The 23,091-nt window shown below is 52.0% G+C and carries 19 protein-coding genes; 8 read left to right on the top strand and 11 right to left on the bottom strand.

All coding sequences use genetic code 11. From position 1 onward, the window contains the following. The first annotated feature begins 36 nt into the window (after positions 1 to 36). The gene (locus ICA20_RS08705; RefSeq protein WP_038641998.1) at positions 37 to 2,022 is read left to right on the top strand and encodes a ligand-gated channel protein; all 1,986 of its coding nucleotides are present in this window, start codon (positions 37 to 39) and stop codon (positions 2,020 to 2,022) included. 862 nt (positions 2,023 to 2,884) lie between these two features. On the opposite strand, the gene lysP is transcribed toward ICA20_RS08705, so the two are convergent. Both lysP and yieE read right to left on the bottom strand, forming a co-directional pair. Further along, positions 2,885 to 4,354 (bottom strand): lysine-specific permease, encoded by a 1,470-nt coding sequence (lysP, locus tag ICA20_RS08700; protein WP_038642000.1) that lies wholly within the window; start codon positions 4,352 to 4,354, stop codon positions 2,885 to 2,887. 195 nt (positions 4,355 to 4,549) lie between these two features. Beyond that, on the bottom strand, positions 4,550 to 5,431 hold the full coding sequence (yieE, locus tag ICA20_RS08695) for a DNA-binding transcriptional regulator YeiE (protein ID WP_038642003.1): 882 nt from the start codon (positions 5,429 to 5,431) through the stop codon (positions 4,550 to 4,552). 244 nt (positions 5,432 to 5,675) lie between these two features. On the opposite strand from yieE, the gene ICA20_RS08690 reads away from it, so the two are divergent. The 3 genes from ICA20_RS08690 (at position 5,676) to ICA20_RS08680 (ending at position 8,746) form a co-directional block, all read left to right on the top strand. After that, the gene (locus ICA20_RS08690; RefSeq protein WP_038642005.1) at positions 5,676 to 6,725 is read left to right on the top strand and encodes a YeiH family protein; all 1,050 of its coding nucleotides are present in this window, start codon (positions 5,676 to 5,678) and stop codon (positions 6,723 to 6,725) included. Between the two features lie 72 nt (positions 6,726 to 6,797). Next, a complete protein-coding gene (gene nfo / locus ICA20_RS08685) occupies positions 6,798 to 7,655 on the top strand; it encodes a deoxyribonuclease IV (RefSeq protein WP_038642007.1) in 858 nt (285 codons plus the stop codon). 2 nt (positions 7,656 to 7,657) lie between these two features. Then, positions 7,658 to 8,746 carry a sugar kinase gene (locus ICA20_RS08680; RefSeq protein WP_038642009.1) on the top strand — a complete coding sequence of 363 codons (1,089 nt, stop codon included), beginning with the start codon at positions 7,658 to 7,660 and terminating at the stop codon, positions 8,744 to 8,746. 43 nt (positions 8,747 to 8,789) lie between these two features. On the opposite strand, the gene ICA20_RS08675 is transcribed toward ICA20_RS08680, so the two are convergent. The 4 genes from ICA20_RS08675 to hypT form a co-directional block, all read right to left on the bottom strand. Then, positions 8,790 to 10,040 (bottom strand): NupC/NupG family nucleoside CNT transporter, encoded by a 1,251-nt coding sequence (locus ICA20_RS08675; RefSeq protein WP_038642011.1) that lies wholly within the window; start codon positions 10,038 to 10,040, stop codon positions 8,790 to 8,792. Between the two features lie 96 nt (positions 10,041 to 10,136). Continuing rightward, positions 10,137 to 11,072, bottom strand: coding sequence for a pseudouridine-5'-phosphate glycosidase (locus ICA20_RS08670; RefSeq protein WP_038642013.1), 936 nt, complete (start codon positions 11,070 to 11,072; stop codon positions 10,137 to 10,139). Next, positions 11,060 to 12,001, bottom strand: coding sequence for a pseudouridine kinase (locus tag ICA20_RS08665; protein WP_038642015.1), 942 nt, complete (start codon positions 11,999 to 12,001; stop codon positions 11,060 to 11,062). The genes ICA20_RS08670 and ICA20_RS08665 overlap by 13 nt, the downstream gene beginning before the upstream one ends. A gap of 303 nt (positions 12,002 to 12,304) precedes the next feature. Then, the gene (gene hypT, locus ICA20_RS08660) at positions 12,305 to 13,216 is read right to left on the bottom strand and encodes a hypochlorite stress DNA-binding transcriptional regulator HypT (RefSeq protein WP_038643258.1); all 912 of its coding nucleotides are present in this window, start codon (positions 13,214 to 13,216) and stop codon (positions 12,305 to 12,307) included. 353 nt (positions 13,217 to 13,569) lie between these two features. On the opposite strand from hypT, the gene ICA20_RS08655 reads away from it, so the two are divergent. After that, the gene (locus ICA20_RS08655) at positions 13,570 to 14,289 is read left to right on the top strand and encodes an amino acid racemase (RefSeq protein WP_038642017.1); all 720 of its coding nucleotides are present in this window, start codon (positions 13,570 to 13,572) and stop codon (positions 14,287 to 14,289) included. Positions 14,290 to 14,362: 73 nt separating this feature from the next. Continuing rightward, positions 14,363 to 15,661, top strand: a complete 1,299-nt coding sequence (locus tag ICA20_RS08650; RefSeq protein WP_038642019.1) for an anaerobic C4-dicarboxylate transporter — start codon at positions 14,363 to 14,365, stop codon at positions 15,659 to 15,661. 64 nt (positions 15,662 to 15,725) lie between these two features. Here ICA20_RS08650 and ICA20_RS08645 read toward each other — a convergent pair whose 3' ends face one another. The 4 genes from ICA20_RS08645 to fruB all read right to left on the bottom strand — a co-directional run bounded on the left by ICA20_RS08645 (position 15,726) and on the right by fruB (position 19,881). Then, positions 15,726 to 15,962, bottom strand: coding sequence for a YgdI/YgdR family lipoprotein (locus tag ICA20_RS08645; protein WP_038642021.1), 237 nt, complete (start codon positions 15,960 to 15,962; stop codon positions 15,726 to 15,728). 145 nt (positions 15,963 to 16,107) lie between these two features. Continuing rightward, positions 16,108 to 17,796 carry a PTS fructose transporter subunit IIBC gene (fruA, locus tag ICA20_RS08640; RefSeq protein ID WP_038642023.1) on the bottom strand — a complete coding sequence of 563 codons (1,689 nt, stop codon included), beginning with the start codon at positions 17,794 to 17,796 and terminating at the stop codon, positions 16,108 to 16,110. 16 nt (positions 17,797 to 17,812) lie between these two features. Further along, on the bottom strand, positions 17,813 to 18,751 hold the full coding sequence (fruK, locus tag ICA20_RS08635; protein WP_006683781.1) for a 1-phosphofructokinase: 939 nt from the start codon (positions 18,749 to 18,751) through the stop codon (positions 17,813 to 17,815). After that, positions 18,751 to 19,881, bottom strand: coding sequence for a fused PTS fructose transporter subunit IIA/HPr protein (fruB, locus tag ICA20_RS08630; protein ID WP_038642025.1), 1,131 nt, complete (start codon positions 19,879 to 19,881; stop codon positions 18,751 to 18,753). The genes fruK and fruB overlap by 1 nt, the downstream gene beginning before the upstream one ends. Before the next feature lie 368 nt (positions 19,882 to 20,249). On the opposite strand from fruB, the gene setB reads away from it, so the two are divergent. Further along, complete coding sequence (setB, locus tag ICA20_RS08625) at positions 20,250 to 21,431, top strand: sugar efflux transporter SetB (protein ID WP_038642028.1); 1,182 nt, start codon at positions 20,250 to 20,252, stop codon at positions 21,429 to 21,431. Here setB and ICA20_RS08620 read toward each other — a convergent pair. Beyond that, complete coding sequence (locus ICA20_RS08620; RefSeq protein WP_005129254.1) at positions 21,428 to 21,682, bottom strand: YkgJ family cysteine cluster protein; 255 nt, start codon at positions 21,680 to 21,682, stop codon at positions 21,428 to 21,430. The two genes, setB and ICA20_RS08620, sit on opposite strands and share 4 nt — an antisense overlap. Before the next feature lie 157 nt (positions 21,683 to 21,839). Between ICA20_RS08620 and yeiP the strand changes: the two genes are divergently transcribed. Continuing rightward, the gene (gene yeiP, locus ICA20_RS08615) at positions 21,840 to 22,412 is read left to right on the top strand and encodes an elongation factor P-like protein YeiP (protein WP_038642029.1); all 573 of its coding nucleotides are present in this window, start codon (positions 21,840 to 21,842) and stop codon (positions 22,410 to 22,412) included. Positions 22,413 to 23,091: the final 679 nt, after the last annotated feature.

Genomic DNA, 23,091 nt, shown 5'->3' with positions numbered 1-23,091 from the left:
ACGCGCAGTTTGATTCATTTAAATGGAATGATACAAATGACTATACCTCACGTTAAGGCTGTAGCTGCCGCAGTATGCGTCGCCAGTCTCCCATCACTCGGCCATGCCGCTGAACAGGACACCGTCGTCGTCACCGCTACCGGCTTCGAGCAGAAAATTCAGGACGCCCCCGCGTCGATATCTGTTATTACCAAGCAGCAAATTGAAGACAAAGCCTATCGCGATGTCACCGATGCGCTAAAAGATGTCCCAGGCGTCGTCGTCACCGGTGGCGGCAGCAGCAGCGATATCAGTATTCGCGGTATGGCTTCGCAATACACGTTGTTCCTGGTCAACGGCAAACGCATCAGCACACGCAGCACACGACCTAACAGCGATAACTCAGGGATTGAACAAGGCTGGTTACCGCCGCTGGAATCCATCGAGCGCATCGAAGTTATCCGTGGACCAATGTCATCGCTTTACGGCTCTGATGCGATGGGTGGCGTTATCAACGTCATCACCAAAAAAGTGTCGAATACCAAAGCCTGGACCGGCTCCTTACATGGCGATGCCACTTTCCAGGAAGACAGGGATTCCGGTGATATTTACCAGACGAATGCCTATGCGTCCGGGCCGCTGATTGACGGGTTACTCGGTGCGAAGGTGACCGGATTATTCTCTCATCGTGCCGAAGATGAAATCCTCAATGGCTACAATGAACAGCGTATGCGTAACGGGGGTTTAACCCTGAACTTCACGCCGGATGATAAAAACGACATCGACTTCGATTACGCACGTGAACTGCAGGATCGTGACAGTACGCCGGGCAAATCCAGGGCTGAAGAAATCTGCCGCAACGGAAGCTGTAAGCCCAACAGTAAAAGCGAAAGCAAGTATGTGCACACCACATATTCACTCACCCATAGCGGCTATTACGACGACTTCAACTCCACCAGCTATATCCAGCAGGAAGAGACCGACAACCCTGGTCGCCAGATGAAGTCCTACAACACCATCTTTAACAATCAGAACCAGATTTTCCTCGGGGCGCACACCCTGACAGTGGGTGGACAGTACCGTTATGAGAAACTGCGCGATAACGGCAATCAGTTGCAAGCTGCCGATGGGCTGAACAAACTGACCCGCTGGAGCTGGGCGCTGTTTGCTGAAGATGAATGGGCTATTACCGATACCTTCGCGCTGACCGGCGGTCTGCGTATGGATAAAGATGAAAACTACGGCGACAACTGGACACCACGCGGTTACGGCGTCTGGCATCTGAGCGATCAATGGACCTTGAAAGGTGGCGTATCTGCGGGCTATCGCGCACCGGATCTGCGTCAGTCTTCTGCCAGTTGGGGACAGGTCACCGGCGGCGGTCGTCTGAACGGGATCATTGTCGGCAACCCGGATCTGAAGCCAGAGAAAAGCCTGAGCGAAGAGATCGGGTTACTGTGGGATAACGGCAACGACCTCAACGCGGGCGTGACGCTGTTCAATACCGACTTCAAAAACAAAATTACCGAAGTGCGTCGCTGTAACAGTAGTTCCGACCCGGCCTGCACCATCGGTGGCACCCATTATGATTTCGTCAGCGATCGTGTGAACGTCGATAAAGCCAATATGCGCGGCGTAGAATCCACCTTCGGCTGGAAAATCACCTCCGACGTCAACTGGACGGCGAACTACACCTATACGGAATCTGAGCAGAAAAGCGGTCAGTTCTCCGGTCAGCCATTAAACAAAATGCCAAAGCATATGTTTAACACCACCATGGACTGGCAGGCAACGCAGGATCTCGGTTTCTGGAGTCGTCTGAATCTGCGCGGGAAAACGTCTGAGTACCTGAGCCGTACCTCCATGGCACAGGGTACGCCATCGTATACGCAGGTCGATGTTGGTTTACGCTACTATGCTACCAAGGATCTGCTGATGACCGCCGGCGTGTATAACGTGCTGGATAAGCAAATCGATTATGACACCTACGACACCGTTCTTGATGGCCGTCGTTACACGGTTGGCCTGACTTACAGCTTCTAAGTCTGGCGCAATAAAAAAACCCCGGCAAGGTGAATGCCTAATGCCTGTTAGTTAAGCATGTATGGAGAACATTTTATTCCGCTACGGGGTTCCGTTCACCTCAGCGGTATCACTTCTCTGAATCACAGATACCCGTGAACGTGCAAGGGAGGCTCACCGCCGCCTCCCTTGCATCCCAGGCTCCCGGCGGGAAAATCGTCGCTGCGCGATTCATTCGTCTTATGCCGTCTGCCTGTCGGGTCGGGGCCGAGCCTGCGTCCCTGCAGGCCATCCCCTCTGCCCGCATCCCTGCGGGCAGACCCGGTCAGCCGTCAACGACTCATCGATTTTCAGCCGGACCGGAGTCATCGCTTCAACGCTCTGACTTCCAGTTAAATGTGTTTTGCTGTTCAGACCAAAAAACGCAGATGGTGAAGTGTGGGCTGGTCCGGCTGAAAATTGCCGACGTGTTTCCGTAAGGCCGGGAGAGCCAGCATGGATGCTGGCTCAGGGCGCGCTTTGCAAGGACGCTACCTCGCGCCCGGCCCGGTAGCCTGAAGGAATAAGCGGAGGGTATTGCGCAGCAACAATTTTCCTGCCGGGAGCCGGGATTGTTAAGGGTGCGGCGATAGCACCCTTAACACGTTCACTGGCGTTCAGTGTACAGAGAAGCGATGAACATGAGGTGAACGGAACCCTTTCTCAGAGAGAGCATGTTCATTATCCCGCCAACACATGTTGATGCTTTCTGAAACTGAGATGTTAACTGAACATGGTGAGTGGCGGGGGGGGTTTATTGTCTGCCGGATGGCAGCATGGAGGGCTTACCCGACCTACACTATCTTACGTAGGTCGGATCAGCACGGTGCCAGCAGGTACAAGATTACTTCTTCACGCGTCCAGGGAATTTCATTTCGCTGTAGCGAACGAAATGAGTGCCTTTCGTCAGCTTGTAACCAAACCAGATAATCAGGAACAGTGGAATACCGATATAGGTTGCCATCACGCCGCCCCAGTCAATACTGTCCTTCAGGAACGCTTCGTAGTTCTGACCCAGAGTGATGATCAGGCACAGCACAAAGGCAAAGATCGGCCCCAGCGGGAAGAAGCCAGAACGATACGGCAGATCCTGCACATCATGCCCCTGCAGCACATAACCACGACGGAAACGATAATGGCTGATAGCAATCCCTAACCAGGCGATAAAGCCCGTCATCCCGGAAGTATTCAGCAGCCACAGGTATACGGTCTGGTTGCCAAACATTGAGGTCAGGAAGCACAGCCCCGCCACCACCGTAGTTGCATACAGTGCGTTACGCGGCACACCACCACGAGACAGTTTGGCGAAGATACGCGGCGCTTTACCGTCGCAGGCCAGGGTGTAAAGCATACGCGTTGAGGCATACATCCCGGAGTTACCCGCAGACAGTACCGCCGTCAGGATAACCGCGTTCATTACCGCCGCCGCAGACAGCAGACCCGCGTGCTGGAATACCAGCGTGAACGGGCTAACGCTGATGTCTTTCACATCGTTACGCAGCAGGCTTGGATCGGTGTACGGAATGATCAGGCTAATAATCAAAATCGCGAACACATAGAACAGCAGGATTCGCCAGAACACCTGACGCACCGCGCGTGGAATATTCTTCTCAGGATCTTCCGATTCACCTGCCGCGATACCAATAAGCTCAGTTCCCTGGAAGGAGAAGCCGACAATCATCGCCACACCAATCATCGCGGCAAAACCACCGGCAAACGGCGCATCACCGGTCGTCCAGTTGCTCCAGCCCACCGGCTGAGCGCCTTTGAAGATACCGAAGATCATCATTACGCCAACCACGATAAAGATAATCACGGTGGTCACTTTGATCAGTGAGAACCAGTACTCCGCTTCGCCAAACCCGCGCACGGAAATGTAGTTCAGCAGGAAGATAACGCCGAGGAACAGCGCACTCCAGATCCAGCCTGGCGTGTCCGGGAACCACCAGCTCATTACCAACTGTGCGGCTACCAGGTCAACGGCAATTGTCACCGCCCAGTTGTACCAGTAGTTCCAGCCCAGCGCGAAGCCGAAGCCTTCTTCTACATAGTTCTGACCATAGGTGGAGAACGAACCGGAAACCGGCATGAAAGCTGCCAGTTCACCGAGACTGGTCATCAGGAAGTACACCATCAGACCAATCAGAATATACGAGAACAACGCGCCGCCAGGACCCGCCGCAGAAATAGTTGCACCAGATGCAACAAAAAGACCTGTACCGATGGAGCCTCCGATGGCAATCATCGTCAGGTGACGCGCCTTCAGTTCACGACGTAGCGTGGGCGCTTCTGTGGTTTTAGTTTCGGAAACCATGTGAAAATGCTATCCATCCAAAAAATGAGGCGCGATTGTAGCAGACGAAAGGGCTTTCTTCCGGCACAAATGCGCTGTTATAAGAGACCTTCATGACTGGCCGCGGATTATAAGTAAAGCAGAAAATGGGCGGAGCATGGCGGTTAAGACGAAACCGCCGTTATGCATAGAGGTGCTATTACGCCAGTGAGTGCCTTATTCGCCCTGCGCAACCTGGTCGCTGTAATGTAAAAAGCGCGTAATGGCATTAGAGAGATGCTTTTGTCGATGATGAACGCGCCAGAGCGTGCGAACTAAACGCGGCAGCGGCACGGGGACTTCACTCAGCGTACCCGCCTGTAACTGTTCTGCAATGACCCGACGCGACAAACAGCTGATACCGAGCCCATGGCGGACCGCATGCTTAATGGCCTCGGAGTTACCCAACTCCATCGCCATCTGAAATCTCGGCAGATGCGATAACAACAGATAATCTACCAGTTCACGCGTACCGGAGCCTCGCTCACGTAAAATCCACGGCGAAGCAGCCAGTTGATTCAGCGTCACGGGACCTTTTGTCAGCGGCGAAGACGGGGCGGCAAACACCACCAGTTCGTCCTCCAGCCATGGTTCAGAGATAATTTCTGTGCTGTGACATGGTCCTTCGATCAGCCCAATATCTACCCGAAAATCCAGAACAGCGTTGATCACATCCTGGCTGTTACCCACGCTTAGCTCCAGCGGTAAATCGGGAAAATCCTGGCGATAGCGGGCGATCATGGCGGGCAAAATGTAATTGCCAATGGTGCTGCTGGCATAGACGCGAATCGCGCCATTATCCTCACGAAAAAGCTGTTCGATTTCTATCGTTTGCTCAAGTAACGCCAGCGCGCGCGGGTAGAGCAAGCGCCCGTGCTCATTGACCACCAGCCGCTTGCCAACGCGGTCAAACAGCTGTACGCCAAGCTGCCCTTCCAGATCGGTAAGCGCCGCACTCACCGCCGACTGCGACAATGCCAGCATGACAGATGCCTGAGTCGTCGAGCCGCTTTTCAGTACCTCAGCAAACACTTCAAGTTGTCGCAGGGTGATATGCATAGTCGTTTTCCACCGGATATCCGTTACTTATACCCTAAATAATTCGAGTTGCAGGAAGGCGGCAAGAGAGAGCATCCCCGGGAGCGTACTTAAGTACGAGACTGGGGTGAACGAGCGCAGCCAACGCACATGCAACTTGAAGTATGACGGGTATACCACTTATATAGATTAATTATAAATATATAATCAATTTTATTTTTAAACCACATCGCCGTACTCTTTTACCCAGATAAAGGAGAAGGATATGACAGAACTCACCTTACAGACTCATCGTCGTACAGCGTGGCATTTTATTCCGGGGCTTGCCCTGAGTGCAGTTATCACTGGGGCCGCCTTGTGGGGGGGATCCATTCCCGCCGTCGCAGGTGCCGGGTTTAGCGCCCTCACCTTAGCCATCTTGTTTGGGATGGTTATCGGCAACACCGTGTATCCACAAATCTGGAAAAGCTGCGATGGCGGCGTACTGTTTGCTAAACAACATTTATTACGCCTGGGGATAATCCTCTACGGTTTCCGCCTTACCTTCGCGCAAATTGCTGACGTCGGCGTCAGCGGTATCGTAATCGACATATTAACGCTCAGCAGCACCTTCATGATTGCCTGCTTCCTTGGGCAGAAAGTGTTTGGTCTGGACCGTCACACCAGTTGGCTGATTGGCGCGGGCAGCAGCATCTGTGGCGCCGCCGCGGTACTGGCAACAGAGCCTGTCGTTAAAGCCGAAGCCAGTAAGGTGACGGTCGCCGTCGCCACGGTGGTTATCTTCGGTACTATCGCTATCTTCCTGTATCCGGCGATGTATCCGCTGTTAGCGCACTGGTTTACTCCCGAGACTTACGGGATTTACATTGGCTCCACCATGCATGAAGTTGCGCAGGTTGTTGCCGCCGGACACGCCATTAACCCGGATGCTGAAAACGCCGCGGTTATTGCCAAAATGCTGCGCGTCATGATGCTGGCTCCGTTCCTCATCCTGCTGGCCGCACGAGTAAAACAACTGTCTCCGGCAACCGGTGGGGAAAAGAGCAAAATCACCATTCCATGGTTTGCCATCATGTTCATTGTGGTGGCGATTTTTAACTCTTTCCACCTGCTGCCGCAGTCGGTAGTGAGTATGCTGGTGACGCTGGATACCGTGCTGCTGGCAATGGCGATGGCCGCACTGGGGCTAACCACTCACGTGAGCGCCCTGAAAAAAGCCGGTGCTAAACCTTTGCTGATGGCGCTACTGCTGTTTGTCTGGCTGATTGTAGGCGGTGGTGCGATTAACTTCGCCATCCACGCGCTAATGGCATAAACGATCACGACTAACGTTAGTTGACCCGCTATACTCTTCCTTTTTTGAATTTGAGTATGGCGGGTTTAATTCATGAAATACATCGGAGCGCACGTAAGCGCCGCTGGCGGTCTGGCTAACGCCGCTATTCGGGCCGCAGAAATCGAAGCTACCGCATTCGCCCTGTTCACCAAAAATCAGCGTCAGTGGCGCGCCGCGGCGTTGACCACTGAAATCATTGATGATTTCAAATCCGCTTGCGAGAAGTATCACTATACTTCCGCTCAGATCCTGCCTCACGACAGCTACCTGATTAATCTCGGCCACCCGGTCAGCGATGCGCTGGAAAAATCACGCGATGCATTTATCGATGAAATGCAGCGCTGTGAACTGCTCGGTTTATCGCTGCTCAACTTTCATCCGGGCAGCCATTTGATGCAGATCCCGGAAGATGAATGTCTGGCGCGCATTGCTGAATCTATCAACATCGCCCTCGCTCAGACCCAGGGGGTTACGGCAGTTATCGAAAATACCGCCGGACAGGGCAGCAATCTCGGATTTAAGTTTGAGCACCTTGCCGCCATTATTGATGGTGTTGAAGATAAATCCCGTGTTGGCGTCTGTATTGATACCTGCCACGCTTTCGCTGCCGGTTACGATTTGCGTTCTGTCGAGGAATGCGAAAAGACGTTTGCGGAATTTGAACGTATTGTCGGTTTCAGCTATCTACGCGGTATGCACCTGAACGACGCCAAGAGCACGTTTGGCAGTCGCGTCGACCGCCACCACAGCTTAGGTGAAGGGAATATTGGCCACGACGCTTTTCGCTGGATCATGCAGGACAGTCGTTTTGATGGCATTCCGCTGGTGCTGGAAACGATTAATCCGGATATCTGGGCAGAAGAGATTGCCTGGCTGAAAGCCCAGCAAACAGAACAAGCGGTGGCGTAATCATGAACGACAGGGAAAAGCAGATCCTTAAGATCCTGCGTCGCAATCCGTTGATTCAGCAAAATGAAATCGCCGATATTCTGCAAATCAGCCGTTCTCGCGTCGCTGCGCATATTATGGATTTGATGCGTAAAGGCATGATCAAAGGTAAAGGTTATATCCTTACCGAACAGGATTATTGTGTGGTTGTCGGAGCAATCAACATGGATATTCGTGGTGTTGCAGACATCCATTATCCTCAGGCAGCCTCTAATCCTGGCAGCATTCACTGCTCGGCAGGCGGCGTAGGACGCAACATCGCCCACAACCTGGCGCTGCTGGGCCGTGACGTTCACTTAATTTCCGCTGTTGGCAGTGATTTCTATGGGGAAACATTGCTGGAACAAACGCGTCAGGCCGGTGTTAACGTTGCAAGTTGCATACGCCTGCATGGGCATAACACCTCAACCTACCTGTCGATCGCTAATCAGCAGGAAGAAACCGTACTGGCAATTAACGATACCCATATCCTGCAGCAATTAACGCCGCAGTTGCTGAACGGATCGCGAGATTTGATCCGCCATTCCGGTGTCGTACTGGCAGATTGCAATCTGACCGCCGAAGCCATTGAGTGGGTCTTTACTATTGCTGATGATATTCCGGTATTCATTGACACCGTTTCAGAGTTCAAAGCGGCAAAAATGAAGACATGGTTTACGCGTATTCATACGCTAAAACCAACGCAGAAAGAGCTGGCGATTTTGTGGGGCCAACCTATCCATTCAGATGCCGATCGCGTACTGGCCGTCAATAGTCTGCATCAGCAAGGGGTAAAACGGATCTTTGTCTGTCTGGAAGATGAATCTGTTTTTTGCAGCGAAAAGGACGGAGAACAATTTTTACTGACGCCTCCCAATCATACGATCATAGACAGTTTTGGCGCCGATGACGCTTTTATGGCCGGATTGCTGTACAGCTTTCTGGAAGGTAGCGAGTTCCGTGAAAGCGCTCACTTTGCCATGGCCTGCGCGGCATTATCGCGAGCCAGCGTCAGCATTAACAACCCAACCCTTTCGGCAGATAACGCCTTATATTTGCTGCAAACAGCTTAAATGTAATGCCGGATAGCGCCACGCTTATCCGGCATTATTCTCACTATGCTATACCGATAAAGAAACCCGCTATGGTGGCGCTCATCAGGTTTGACAACGTTGCAGCTGCCAGCGCGCGCATTCCAAGCTGCGCGATTTCCGGGGCTCGCTGTGGCGCTATCGCCGAAAATGCGCCGACGACAACGCCAATCGAACCAAAGTTAGCGAACCCGCACAGCGCAAACGAGATAATCGCAATGGTCTTCACATCCAGTGTCCCGCCGGTTTGCAGATACGGCGAGAAGTTGAGATAGGCGACAAACTCGTTGATTGCTAGCTTCTGTCCAATCAGGCTACCTGCCAGCGTCGCATCGCTCCAGTCAACGCCCATAATCCACGCCAGCGGGGCTAACACATAGCCAAAGATCCCTTCCAGGGTGGCGTGACCAAAACCAAACCAACCACCAATTCCGCCGATAATGCCGTTAATCAGCGCAATAATGGCGACAAATGCCATTACTACCGTCGCCACGCCTGCGGCAATTTTCAGCCCGGTCATCGCCCCACTCGCCGCTGCTTCGATGATGCTTTTCGGCGGCGTTTCGGTAAATGACAGGTTCTCAAAGGTGACGCGAGATTCTTCAGTTGCCGGACTCAGCATACGCGCGAATAAAATACCACCAGGGATTGCCATCAACGATGCCGCCAGCAGATAGTCAATCGGAACGCCCATTCCAGCGTAACCAATCATCATTGAGCCAGCAATCGAGGCCATCCCGCTACAGATAGCGGTAAATAGCTCATTGCGATTCAGCCGGTCAATAAACGGTTTCACGATTGCCGGGATCTCGTTTTGCCCGAGGAAAATCGTGGTTACTGCGACAAATGACTCTATCTTACTGATGTTTAACGCTTTCTGGAAAATACCGCCAAGGATGCGGATCAACAGCCCCATCACGCCAATGTAGTAGAGTAGACTGATCAGCGCGGTCACAAAAATGATGGCCGGGAGCACCCGAAAGGCGAAGATAAACCCGGCTCCGTCGAACAGCACATCCATTTTTGGCCCGACCAGGGAGCCAAAGATAAATGCACTACCCGCGTCACTGTATGACATCACCTTGTGGACACCGAGCGCGGCCTGTTCAACCAGCCATTTCCCCGGCGGGAAATAGAGCATAATGCCGCCGATTGCAATTTGCAGCACCAGTGCTGCCCCGACCGTACGCAGACTAATACGCTTTTTATTTACTGACAGCAGAAACGCGATAGTCAGTAATACCACCATACCCACAACACTTCTCATTATATCCATAATGAAATTCCCTTCATGCCAGGAAACCCGGCGTTACCGCCAGGTTTTGGTAGGTTTGCTATCCGCGGGCGACCGCATTCTGCCCGGAAAATTTGGTCAGGCGAGGCGTTGATACTCCTTCGCAATTTCACAAGCCAGTACCGCGTTGTTGAACACCAACTGAATATTTGATTTCAGGCTGTCACCGCCGGTCAGCTCCGCAACGCGCGCCAGCAGGAACGGCGTACTCTCTTTGCCCACAACCCCCTGCTCTTCCGCTTCTTTTACCGCCCGATCGATTGCCGCATTAATTTTCTCTTCAGCCATCGCAAACTGCTCCGGGATTGGGTTTGCAACAACCAGACCGCCGTCGAGACCTGTCTGCCATTTCACCGCCATGGCACGGGCAATCTCTTTTGCGCTGTCCAGACGGATACTGACCTCAAACGGACTGGTTCGGCAGAAAAATGCCGGCAATGCGTTGGTCTGATATCCAATTAACGGCACGCCAAAGGTTTCTAAATATTCGGTCGTTAAACCGAGATCAAGAATAGATTTCGCCCCGGCACAAATTACCGTGACATTGGTATGCGCCAGTTCTTGCAGATCTGCGGAAATATCAAAGGTATGTTCAGCACCACGGTGAACACCACCAATCCCGCCCGTCGCAAATACTTTAATTCCAGCCAGGGAGGCAATAATCATGGTTGAGGCAACTGTCGTCGCACCATTTTTTCCTGCAGCAACCACAAATGGTAAATCACGACGACTGACTTTAGTAACGCTATGCCCCTCTCTTCCAAGCAATTCAATTTCATCTTTGCTTAAACCAACTTTCATTACCCCGCCAATAATGGCAATGGTCGCAGGAACTGCCCCGTGCTTACGAATAGTTTCTTCTACTTCAATAGCGGTCTGGGCATTCTGCGGAAATGGCATACCATGAGAAATAATGGTTGACTCGAGGGCAACAATCGGTTTTTTACTGTTTAATGCTTCCTGTACTTCTGGAGATATTTGTAATAATTCAGAGGAAAGAGTTAATTCAGACATTCTGTGTTCTCCACGATTGAGATAACATTCGCAACAGACAAATCAGGGTTATTGGTATATTCACAGGCTAATGCCATTGATGAACAACCCTGCGCAAATCGAACCGAATCAATAAAGGGCATGCCGTCTACCCAGCAGGAAGCCAGTCCCGCCATCATCGCATCGCCAGCCCCGGTAACATTAATGACGTGAGTTTTAATCGGCAGCGACCAACCGCAATCCCCCGCAATATCACTGTAATAAACTCCGTCACCGCCCATGCTGAGCACCAGGCGATTTAAGCCGCGATCGTGAAACCAGGCGGCCACTTTGCCAACATCATCACGCCCGGAAAGCGCAATACCGCTCAGCGTTTCGGCTTCAAGCCGGTTAGGTTTGAGGGTGTGAATTTGTCCAAGCCGCTCGCGAACTTTGACGCATTTCCATGCCGATACCGGGTCGACAAACACCGGAACATCTCCGGCATTATCCAGCACCCATGCAAGGGCGTCTTCGCTGATATTGCAATCGGCGACGATAACTTTCGCCTGCCGAATAAAATCATGCTGCTGCGATAAAAAACCCGGTGAAATATGTTCGGTAATGCTCATATCATTAATGGCAACCAGCATTTCACCGGTGTTATCAAGCAGAGATAAATAACTCGATGTATTCTCTCCCGGAACGATAAGACACTTATCAACATGTACTCCGGATAGATTAGTTTGCGCCAATAACGATTGACCATAAAAATCATTACCAACCGCAGTCAGTAACCACGAATTTTTACCCAGTAGCGCGAGATTATGTGCAATGTTGCGTCCAACTCCGCCGGGGGTGAATTTTATCTTTCCTGGATTCGAATCCGCATAATTTAGAGAAGCATGCGAATACCCAGCAACATCCATATTGGCTGAGCCAATAGTTACTATGTATTCCTTTTCACGCATAGCACGTCCCCTGGCAATTATCTTGCCACAAATGAGTTCGTTAAGAATAACCACAGCCACACACAAAACTATTAGAGCACATGTTCAGTATCGAACATGTGTTTATAGTAAGCGTGTTTTTGACAAAGTAAATCTATCTGCAAGAACCAAAGTCAATAGATATGAACAGAATCACAATTTTTTATAGATACAGTTTGTAAGGGAGAGAGAAAATGAGAGGTAGTACACAAATTAAGCAGGCTAAAAAGTATAACTCCGATATAACCGGAGATTTTTCAGATGCGCCAGGCGAGCTGGCGCGTCTCAGGTAAGCGAAACCAGGTCCTCTGGCATATGGTTGTACAAAATACGCCAGAAATGTTCAGCCGTTTTATTCAATCGGGTATCCATCCGGTAAATATAGGCCTGAATAGGTACCATCAGTTCAGGTGTCTCCAGGCGCACCAGACGCTTATCGCGCAGCTCGTTGACGATCGACCACGCTGGTAGCCAGGCGATCCCATGCCCATCCAGCGCCATGTTTTTCAACAACTCACTCATCGAAGACATAAACAACGTTCGTGCTGAAATGCCGCCAACTTCCGCTAACTGACGGTTTACCAATCTTCCCATGTAGGATGTGCTGGTATAGTTCAGAATCGGCGCCTGCGGCTGATAGATATCAAACAACGCGTACCCCTGTCCATCGGTAGCACAGACAGGATAGAGCTCTGACTCAAAAACCTTCAAGCCACAGAAAGGCGACTGCATTAAATCCTCATCACGAAACGAGATAATAAAATCACTTTTCCCCTCGCGCAGGGTATTTACCGCTTGCACCACATCAATCGCCTCGACGTGCCAGACAAATTCTTCCCCCCAGGCCGCCATGGAATGCACTAACCGGGGCAACATGGTCAGCGACAAAGAATGCGCTGCCGCGATTTTTATGTTGGGGACCCCAAGCAGATTGTGACCGCTTAGTTCGTCCAGATTACATTCCAGCTGTTGTAGCAGGCTACGCGTTTGCGAATGGAATAACTTGCCCTCCTCCGTCAATTGCAGCGGCGTCGTCGTGCGATCAAACAGCTGCACCCCCACGGCTGATTCGAGCGCTTTGATTCTCCGGCTAAATGCCGGCTGAGATATATTGCGCTCCTCCGCAGCCTGGGAAAAATGACGGCATGCCTCCAGCGTCAGGAAATCATATAACCATTTTGTCTCAATATTTTTCATGCCTGTCACGCGGATGTTTAAATATGTTGATGAGCCTAAAAACATCATGCCTGAACAATTCCAAAGATGGTATTGACGATTAGCCCATAATGATTCGTTTTTTGCATCAAGCCTTCGTTTTTGACATTAACATGTCAGCGTCACCATCCAGCCACAACCCTACTCTGCTTGCAGATCTTCAGGCTCCGCACCCTATCCTGACCTCATAGAAAGGCGAAAAAAACTACAGTCATGCGGTTTTTGCATTAAGCCAAACATTATTGCATTTCTCGTCGCGACGCTCTGCTGTTAAACATTAGGACAAGGTAAAACATAGCCTGAATATTATTTAATGGTTAAACGAGGTATATATCGTGAAAGGTTTAATTGGCGTACTTGGTGGTATGGGACCTGCTGCAACCGTCGATCTATTTAATAAATTCGTCACATTTACTGCAGCGCAACGCGATCAGGAACATATTCCATTAATTATTTCATCCATTCCTGATATACCCGACCGTACTGACGCATTAATGCGTCATGGTAATTCCCCCCTTCCGGCCATGCGCGATTATATGCATAAACTCGAAGATGCTGGCGCGGAGTGTATTGTGATCCCGTGTAATACCGCCCACTTTTGGTTTAAAGAGTTAAAAGAATCCTGTCATACGGAGTTGCTGAGTATTGTGGAGACAACCCTGAATGAGGTCAGAAGCTGCGGAAAATCGCGCATCGGACTGCTGGCTACCAATGCCACGTTGTACATGGGTCTCTACCAAAAAGGGATAGAGTCTCTTGGGTTAACCTGCGTCAGCCCTGATTCTTCCAGCCAGGAAAAAGTCATGGAAAGTATTTATTGCCTGAAAGCAGGAGATGTTAAGCAAGCACAAAAATTAATGAATGAACAGGCTGAAGCACTTTTTGCACGCGGCGCGGAAGTCATCGTTCTGGGATGTACTGAAGTCCCCGTCATCCTTGCTGAAGCCGTCAAGACATCACCAGAAAAATATATTGATTCAACCGGTTCATTGGTTCGTGCCGGAATTAAGTGGTATGAAAAACGCGTTGGAAAAAGCCACCTTCTGGCGCAATAAAAAAACCACCATTTAATCATCACATTTAATAAAAGCCATTCTTATAGCGAATTATTATCTGGCGGAGGCCATTATGCTTTGGTTGGAAATTCTCGTAGTATTAGGCGCAATATTTTTCGGCATCCGCCTCGGCGGAATTGGTATCGGTTTATGCGGTGGGCTGGGGTTGGCTATTTTAACCCTGGGATTTGGTCTGAAAATTGGCTCGCCGCCTGTGGACGTCATTCTTATTATTATGACGGTGGTTGTGGCGGCATCAGCGCTACAGGCAGCCGGAGGCATGGATTATCTGGTACGCATTGCCGGTAATTTTATGCGTCGTAATCCTAAATATATCAATGTTATTGCACCGATTATCACCTGGTCGATGACCATAATGGCGGGAACAGGTTTCATTGTCTTTTCTACCCTGCCGGTGATTGCCGAAGTTGCGAAAGAGTCAGGCATCCGCCCTTCTCGTACGCTCGCAGGCTCCGTAGTGGCATCTCAGGTTGCAATATCCGGCTCGCCGATCAGCGCCGCAATGGCCGCAATGCTGACCATCATGGAAGGCAACGGTATCAGCTTTATCCAGGTTATGGCGGTATGTCTGCCCGCCTCGTTTGTTGCCGCGATGGTTGGGGCATTCATCGCCTCGCGCCAGGGATGTGAACTCCAGGACGATGAGGTCTATCTGGAACGCCTGCAGAAAGGGCTGGTGCGCAAATACGAAGGGCAAAACAGTACCACACCGGGTGCAAAACTTTCAGTCGCCCTGTTTATGCTGGCCACGGTGCTCATCGTTATTCTTGCCGCATTCCCGCAGCTACGCCCTGGATTTGATGTTGGCAGCCCAATGAATACGCGGGATATCATTATCATCTGCATGCTGGCTGCCGCTTGCCTGATGGTGGTGCTGTGCAAAACATCTACAGATGCCATTGTCCTGACGTCAACTTTTCGCGCCGGGATGAGTTCGCTGGCAGTCATTCTCGGCATTGTTACGCTGGGAACCACATTCATTGACGCGCACCTAGCGGAGATTAAGGACATCGCGGGGAATATTCTGCAGGCCTACCCGATGCTGCTGGCTCTGGTATTGTTTGGCACCTGCGCGCTGCTCTATTCGCAGGGAGCCACCACGCCGTTGATTATCCCGCTTGCCGTCGCGCTTGGCGTTCCTACCTGGGCAATTCTGGCTTCCTATGTGGCTGTGACCGGCGTGTTTGTTCTCCCAACGTACCCGACTTCACTGGCGGCGATGGAGTTCGACACCACCGGGACAACGCGCGTAGGTAAGTATGTCTTAAACCATCCGTTTATGTTGCCGGGACTGGGTGGGATCATCGCGGGCGTTGCCTTTGGCTTTATCATCGCCCCAATGATTGCCTGAGCCGTCTTATTCAGGGGCGCGAAAAATTTCGCCCCTGAATGATTCTCTATTCACTTGACCCGGCTCACCACATCAATACCGTCTTACCTTTATCTATTTGCTTCACATCGCTGCTTTTAATCACGCGGTGATAACCATAGGCGTCAGCATATTTTGTCAGTCCTGTCCCGGGGTCTTGCTCAGGCTTGCCTTGCGTCTCTATTGTTGCACCTGACGTTGTCGTCATCACCCAAGTGGTTGAACATCCCGTCAGTAGCAACGTCGCGAGTGACAGAGCAGCAAAAATGGGCGCTTTTTTCATATTCGATTTCCGTGACCAGTTTGATTTAAAGGCACTTTATCGAATTTGCTTAAGGCAGGATGGATTATTGTGGCGATGCTGCAACGGTAAGGGCTAAGGCATAAAAAAGGGCAGAGATTTCTCTGCCCTGGATTTCAGCGCTTAATCAGGCCGCCTTTGCCACAACCTCTGCTTCCGGGCGCTTCAGCACCGCGTAGGAGAGACCGGCTACCAGCGTACCGGCAATAATGGCCAGCAGGTAGCCAACCACCGGTGTAATTGCGCCAGGGATTAACAGCACGAACAGACCGCCGTGGGGCGCCATCAGCTTAGCCCCTACCGCCATGGAGAGAGCGCCGGTAATCGCACCGCCAACGATACAGCAAGGCAGAACGCGCATCGGATCACGCGCGGCGAATGGGATAGCCCCTTCGGTGATAAAGCACAGGCCCAGCACCAGCGCAGCTTTACCGCCCTCCTGCTGGGCTTTGTCGAACTTACGACGCGCAACCAGCGTTGCCAGACCCAGCGCCAGCGGAGGTACCATCCCCGCCGCCATAATGGCAGCCATCGGCGCATAAGTTTGCGTACTCAGCAGGCCCACACCAAAAGCATACGCCGCTTTGTTAACCGGACCGCCCATGTCAGTACACATCATACCGCCAAGAATCGCACCGAGCAGCACCGCATTCGCCGTACCCATGGTTTGCAGCCAGTGGGTCAGACCTTCCAGAATGCCGGCTACCGGTTTACCGATCAGGTAGATCATGGCCAGACCCACCACCAGGCTTGAAAGCAGCGGAATGATCAGAATCGGTTTCAGCGCTTCCATACTCTGTGGGAGTTTCAGCCTGGTGCTAATGAGCTTCGCCACATAACCGGCAAGAAAACCGGCAATAATCCCGCCAATAAAGCCAGAACCAGTGCTCACTGCCAGCATACCGCCGATAAGACCTGGCGTCAGACCCGGACGGTCAGCGATGGAAAACGCGATATACCCCGCCAGAACCGGCACCATCAACGCAAAGGCTGAACCGCCGCCAATCTGCATCAGCGCCGCCGCCAGCGTGCCCTGCTCTTTAAACGCTTCAATACCAAAGGCGAATGAGAGCGCAATACACAGACCGCCAGCAACAACCATCGGCAGCATGTAGGACACGCCCGTCAGCAGGTGGCGATACGCGCCAGCGCTCTCTTTCTTCCCTTCGGTTGCCGCAGACTGCGCCTTGCCGGTTGGCTGATACGGCGTCGCTTCTTCCAGCGCTTTATCCAGCTCCTGTTTGGTTTTCTTCAGCGCCAGGCCAGTAGACGTGCGGTACATTGGTTTTCCGGCAAACTTCGCCAGATCAACTTCAATGTCAGCCGCCACAATCACCAGATCCGCCTGAGCCACCTCTTCCGGGGTAATGGCATTGCCTGCCCCGACCGAGCCACGGGTTTCAACTTTTACCCACCAGCCACGTTTTTTCGCTTCTGTTTCAATAGCTTCAGCAGCCATAAACGTATGGGCAACGCCGGTCGGACAAGCCGTCACCGCCACCACGCGTTTTGGGCCACTGCTGGCAACAGACGTTGTCGCAACCGGGGCGCTGTAAGGTTTTGCATGACCTTTCGCTTCGCTGAGGAAGAGTTCAGGATGCGCAACCGCACGACCGATATCGCCGAGCCAGACTTTTTTGCCGTTCAGCGAACTGTCAGCAGGAAGCGTGTCGCCCAGAACAATCGCCAGTTCTGCATCATTCGGATTATCAATAATTTCCAGATGCGCTTTTTGCGCCGCCGCTCCAAGCAGGGTTTTCGCCATGTAAGCGCGAGCCTGGCCGAGATTAGCGTCAATAATCAGCAGCGTTTTCATTATGCCTCTCCTGCTGTCAGTTAAACGGTTTTAAGTCGACACGCGCCATCATTGCGGCCAACTGAGGACGATCGGTAATGCCCACGTTACTTTGGCTTACCGCCAGAGCGGCAACAGCCGTCGCCAGACGCAGGGTATGTTCGCTGGACTCACGCATCAGCAGGCCATAAATCAGACCACCAACCATCGAATCACCCGCGCCAACGGTGCTGACCACCTCAACTGACGGCGGTTTTGCGATCCACTCACCCGAAGCGTTGACCCACAGCGCGCCTTCCGCACCGAGTGAAATCACCACATGAGCAATACCCTGCTCGCGCAGCGCATGCGCCGCATCAATCACATCTTTCATTTCAGGCAGTTTACGACCCGCCCAGATTTCCAGTTCACGACGGTTTGGCTTCACCAGCCACGGCGCCGCCTTCAGACCTGCCACCAACGCTTCACGACTACTATCAAAGATAATGCACGGACACTGACTGCGCAGACGCGTCATCCAGTCGGTGAAAGCTTCCGGGCTCACGCCGGTCGGCAAACTACCGCTAACGCACACCATGTCGAACTGGCCCAGCCAGCTCAGCGAATCGTTCACAAAGCGTTCCCAGTCAGCGGGGGTGACTTCAAAGCCAGAGAAATTGAAGTCGGTGACTTCACCGTCTTTTTCGGTCAGCTTGACGTTGATACGGGTACGCCCTTGTACAACCTGAAAACGGTTGGCAATGCCCAGCTCGCTGAACAACTGCTGAAAACCATCCTGGTTGTCTTTACCCAGAAAACCGCCCACCGTGACATCGATACCTAAATCTTTCAGAACCTTAGCGACGTTAATCCCTTTTCCCGCCGCATGCAGACCGGTGGTTTTCACCAGGTTCACTTCGCCACGTTCAATTTCCGGGCAGAAACCCACCAGGTCGTAGGCCGGGTTAAGGGTGATAGTAGCAACACGTCTGCTCATTACGCGCCCTCCCCAAGACCTGCAGCGATGGCTTCGCCAATCGCTTTCAGCGCCTGTTCAGCATCCTCGCCCTGGGCGGTAAAGCGCAGGTGATGTCCTTTCTTCACGCCTAATGCCACAACTTTCATCAGACTGCGTCCATTTGCCGGTTTGCCGGTTCCATCAAGATTTGTCACGGTAATTTCACTGTTAAATTGTTTAATCGTATTCACCAGCATGGTGCCCGGACGGGCGTGTAAACCATGCTCATTGCGCACAACAAATTCGGCGCTCAGTACATCATCGGTTAAGGCGTCATCGCTGGTCAGCAGCGCCAGCACCGTTGCCGCATCCGCTTTCAACAAACGGTCAGCTTTATTATTCAGCAGCAGATCGCCAAGGCGCTTCAGCACCGCAACCGGTTGATCGTCATTCATCGCGACGGTTACCAGCAGGGCTGCCGCGTCCCCCTGGACATCAAACGGCGTTGCTGCGCGGCTGACCGCAACGGCACTGCGCACGTTACCTTCAGCACAGTCATTCAGCCAGATCCCCTGACCGAGATTCATCGGCTGCTCATTGATTGCCCTGGCGACAAATGCGGCATCAACCGCACCAATTTCTTTCAGCCGCGCAGCGTTGAGCGCCTGCAGCGTCACCAGCGAGCTGGCAACGACGTCCAGCGACAGCGTTTCGTTATCAAGCTTTAATTGTTCGCTCTGCTTTTCGCCCATCAGCAACGCGCGCAGCTCTTCCGCCGTGGTCGCTGATTTCAGCTGTTCAGCAACGGAGTCATCGCTCAACACATGCGTTAGCTGACGCAGTAAACCGAGGTGCTCATCAGAGCTGGCGGCAATACCGATCGCCACATACGCGACCTGTCCTTCGCCCCAGACCACGCCCTGCGGAAACTGAAACACCTGCACACCGGTTTTCAGCACCCGATCGCGCGTGTCCGTCGTCCCGTGAGGAATAGCAATACCGTTGCCTAGAAACGTGGACGTTTGTTGTTCACGCGCCAGCATGCCATCGACGTAGCCTTCCGCAACGTTACCCGCTTGCACTAAGGCCGCGGCAACCTGGCGAATAGCCTCTTCTTTATTCCCGGCCTGTTCGCCCGGGTGAATATCCTGAACAGATAACTGGAACATGGTTCTCCTCTCCCACTGAATTGAAACGATTCAGCCAATATGAGAAAAAAGGCGTCACCTGACTCCATCAGTTATGGCAAGATGACGCTGAAACGTTTCAAGAAGTCTTGATCTTTTTTCTTCAGCACACAAGTAAAGTTGACAAATTACTTGCTGAATTTAGAGATAACGCACATTTTCTTCTGGGGAGAGATAAAATTGCTGAAGCAAAAATGACGTCAGCGTGTCAGATTCAGCAACATCAGCAAACAGCATTCTTTGACTGAAATGCTATTTTGATTTTTGATGCCGATTTTGATTTGGCTACCTGTTTATTTTCTGGCAAGCAGCGTAAACTCCGCGTCTCTTCACATCATTGATATCAAAACATGCATAACACCCCCGTAGCCGCCACACCTAAGGCGTTCGATTTAACGTCTGCGGCGTTCCTGCTTGTCGCGTTTCTGACGGGTATCGCCGGCGCTTTGCAGACACCAACGCTGAGTCTTTTTCTGACCGATGAAGTCCATGCCCGTCCCGGTATGGTCGGGTTCTTTTTTACCGGCAGCGCCGTAATCGGTATCCTGGTGAGTCAGTTTCTGGCCGGGCGCTCGGATAAAAAAGGCGATCGCAAAAACCTGATTGTCTTCTGTTGTGTCCTGGGCATGCTGGCCTGCGTGCTGTTTGCCTGGAACCGTAACTATTTTATTTTGCTGTTTGTCGGCGTCTTTCTCAGCAGCTTTGGTTCAACCGCCAACCCGCAAATGTTTGCTCTCGCTCGCGAGCATGCCGACCGTACAGGCCGGGAAGCGGTCATGTTCAGCTCAATTTTACGTGCGCAGGTATCGCTGGCCTGGGTAATTGGCCCGCCGCTGGCCTACGCACTGGCAATGGGATTTAGCTTCACGGTGATGTACCTCAGCGCGGCGGTTGCTTTTATTGTCTGCGGCGCAATGGTTTGGTTGTTCTTACCGTCAATGAGTAAAAATGTGCCTCTCGCCACTGGCGTTGTGGAGGCGCCACGGCGCAATCGTCGCGACACGCTGCTCCTTTTTGTTATCTGCACATTAATGTGGGGGACCAATAGCCTCTATATCATTAATATGCCGCTGTTTATTATCAATGAACTGCATCTGCCGGAAAAACTGGCGGGTATCATGATGGGAACCGCTGCCGGGCTGGAAATCCCGACCATGTTGATTGCCGGATACTTTGCTAAGCGTCTGGGCAAGCGTCTGTTGATGCGAATTGCCGTCGTGGCCGGCTTTTTCTTTTATGCCGGTATGCTGTTGGCCCACTCTCCGGCGGTATTGCTTGGTTTACAGCTGCTGAACGCGATTTATATCGGCATCCTTGGCGGGATTGGCATGCTCTATTTCCAGGATTTGATGCCAGGACAAGCAGGTTCAGCCACGACCCTTTATACGAATACCATTCGCGTAGGCTGGATTATTGCCGGATCGTTGGCAGGTATTGCCGCTGAAATCTGGAATTATCACGCCGTGTTCTGGTTTGCGCTGGTGATGATCGTCGCCACCATCGTGTGCCTGGCGCGCATCAAAGATGTTTAAGGCGCGGTCAGCGCTTCAAGCTCAATAAGATACAGCATGGCCTGGTGCGTCGTCTTCCCACACATTTCCGCACTGGGCTGTAAACCGGCACATACTTTTGGCCGCAGCGGAGAAGCAAAAATTTTGCAGCGCAAGGATTCATCCAACTGAACGCATGGCGTATTAGCGGGCTTGCCATCAGGCATACCTGGGATAGGGCTGGAGATTGAAGGCGCGGTGCAGCATGCACCACAATCCGGACGGCATTCCATACAGTATTCTCTTTATCGTAAACCATCGGATTGTGAGAGAAGCGCACAGTAACACCTTTTTTGCACCAGCAAAAGCATCAATTCCACTTGCCTGAATGCCCCGGCGCGAGTAGTTTTACGCGATATTTTAGACACTCCTCACTACAGGATTTTTTCGATGCCAAGAGCGAACGAAATTAAAAAAGGTATGGTACTGAATTACAACGGCAAGCTGCTGATTGTAAAAGATATTGATATTCAATCACCAACCGCACGTGGCGCCGCCACACTGTACAAAATGCGTTTTTCTGATGTCCGTACCGGCCTGAAAGTTGAAGAGCGTTTCAAGGGCGATGATATCGTTGATACTGTCACCCTGAGCCGTCGTGGCGTTGACTTTTCCTATGTCGATGGCAACGAATATGTCTTTATGGATAAAGAAGACTATACCCCGTATACCTTCACCAAAGACCAGATTGAAGAAGAACTGTTGTTCATGCCGGAAGGCGGAATGCCGGACATGCAGGTTCTGACCTGGGACGGCCAACTGCTGGCGCTGGAACTGCCGCAAACGGTAGACCTGGAAATTGTTGAAACAGCGCCGGGCATTAAAGGGGCATCAGCAAGCGCGCGTAACAAACCTGCGACCCTGACTACCGGCCTGGTGATCCTGGTTCCTGAGTATCTGAGTGCGGGCGAAAAAATCCGTATTCATATCGAAGAACGTCGCTACATGGGCCGTGCAGACTAATTTTTTGCTCCCCATTGACGACAAGGGACAGCGCAGGCTGTAAGGCTTGTTAGTTTACAAAGATGAATGATCGTAACGGTATCTGAGAGTAAAACAGCCACAGGTATTGAATCTGTTACCTCTGGTGTATTGTTACGTTCACCTTATGTATTTCATTTCTCTGAAACGATACTGCCTGTGAACGTGTTAAGGGTACTATCGCCGTACCCTTAACAATCCCGGCTCCCGGCGGGAAAATTGCCACTTCGTGGTCCCCTCCGCTTATTCCTTCAGGCTTTCGGGCCGGGCGCGAGGTAGCGTCCTTGCAAAACGCGCCCTGAGCCAGCATCCATGCTGGCTCTCCCGGCCTTACGGAAACACGTCGGCAATTTTCAGCCGGACCAGCCTACACCTGACCATTTGCGTTTTTTGTTTAAACAGCAAAACAAATTTAACTGGAAGTCAGAGCGTTGAAGCGATGACTCCGGTCCGGCTGAAAATCGATGAGGCGTTGACGGCTGACCGGGTCTGCCCGCAGGGATGCGGGCAGAGGGGACGGCCTGCATGGACGCAGGCTCGGCCCCGACCCGACAGTCAGATGGCATAAGACGAATAACTCGCGCAGCGACGATTTTCCCGCCGGGAGCCTGGGATGCAAGGGAGGCGGCGGTGAGCCTCCCTTGCACGTTCACGGGTATCT

The organism is Citrobacter sp. C5_2, assembly GCF_014596845.2.
GTDB classification, from domain to species: domain Bacteria; phylum Pseudomonadota; class Gammaproteobacteria; order Enterobacterales; family Enterobacteriaceae; genus Citrobacter; species Citrobacter werkmanii.
Note: the sequence above shows the minus strand (reverse complement) of the source record. Positions and strands in the feature narration are given on the sequence as shown.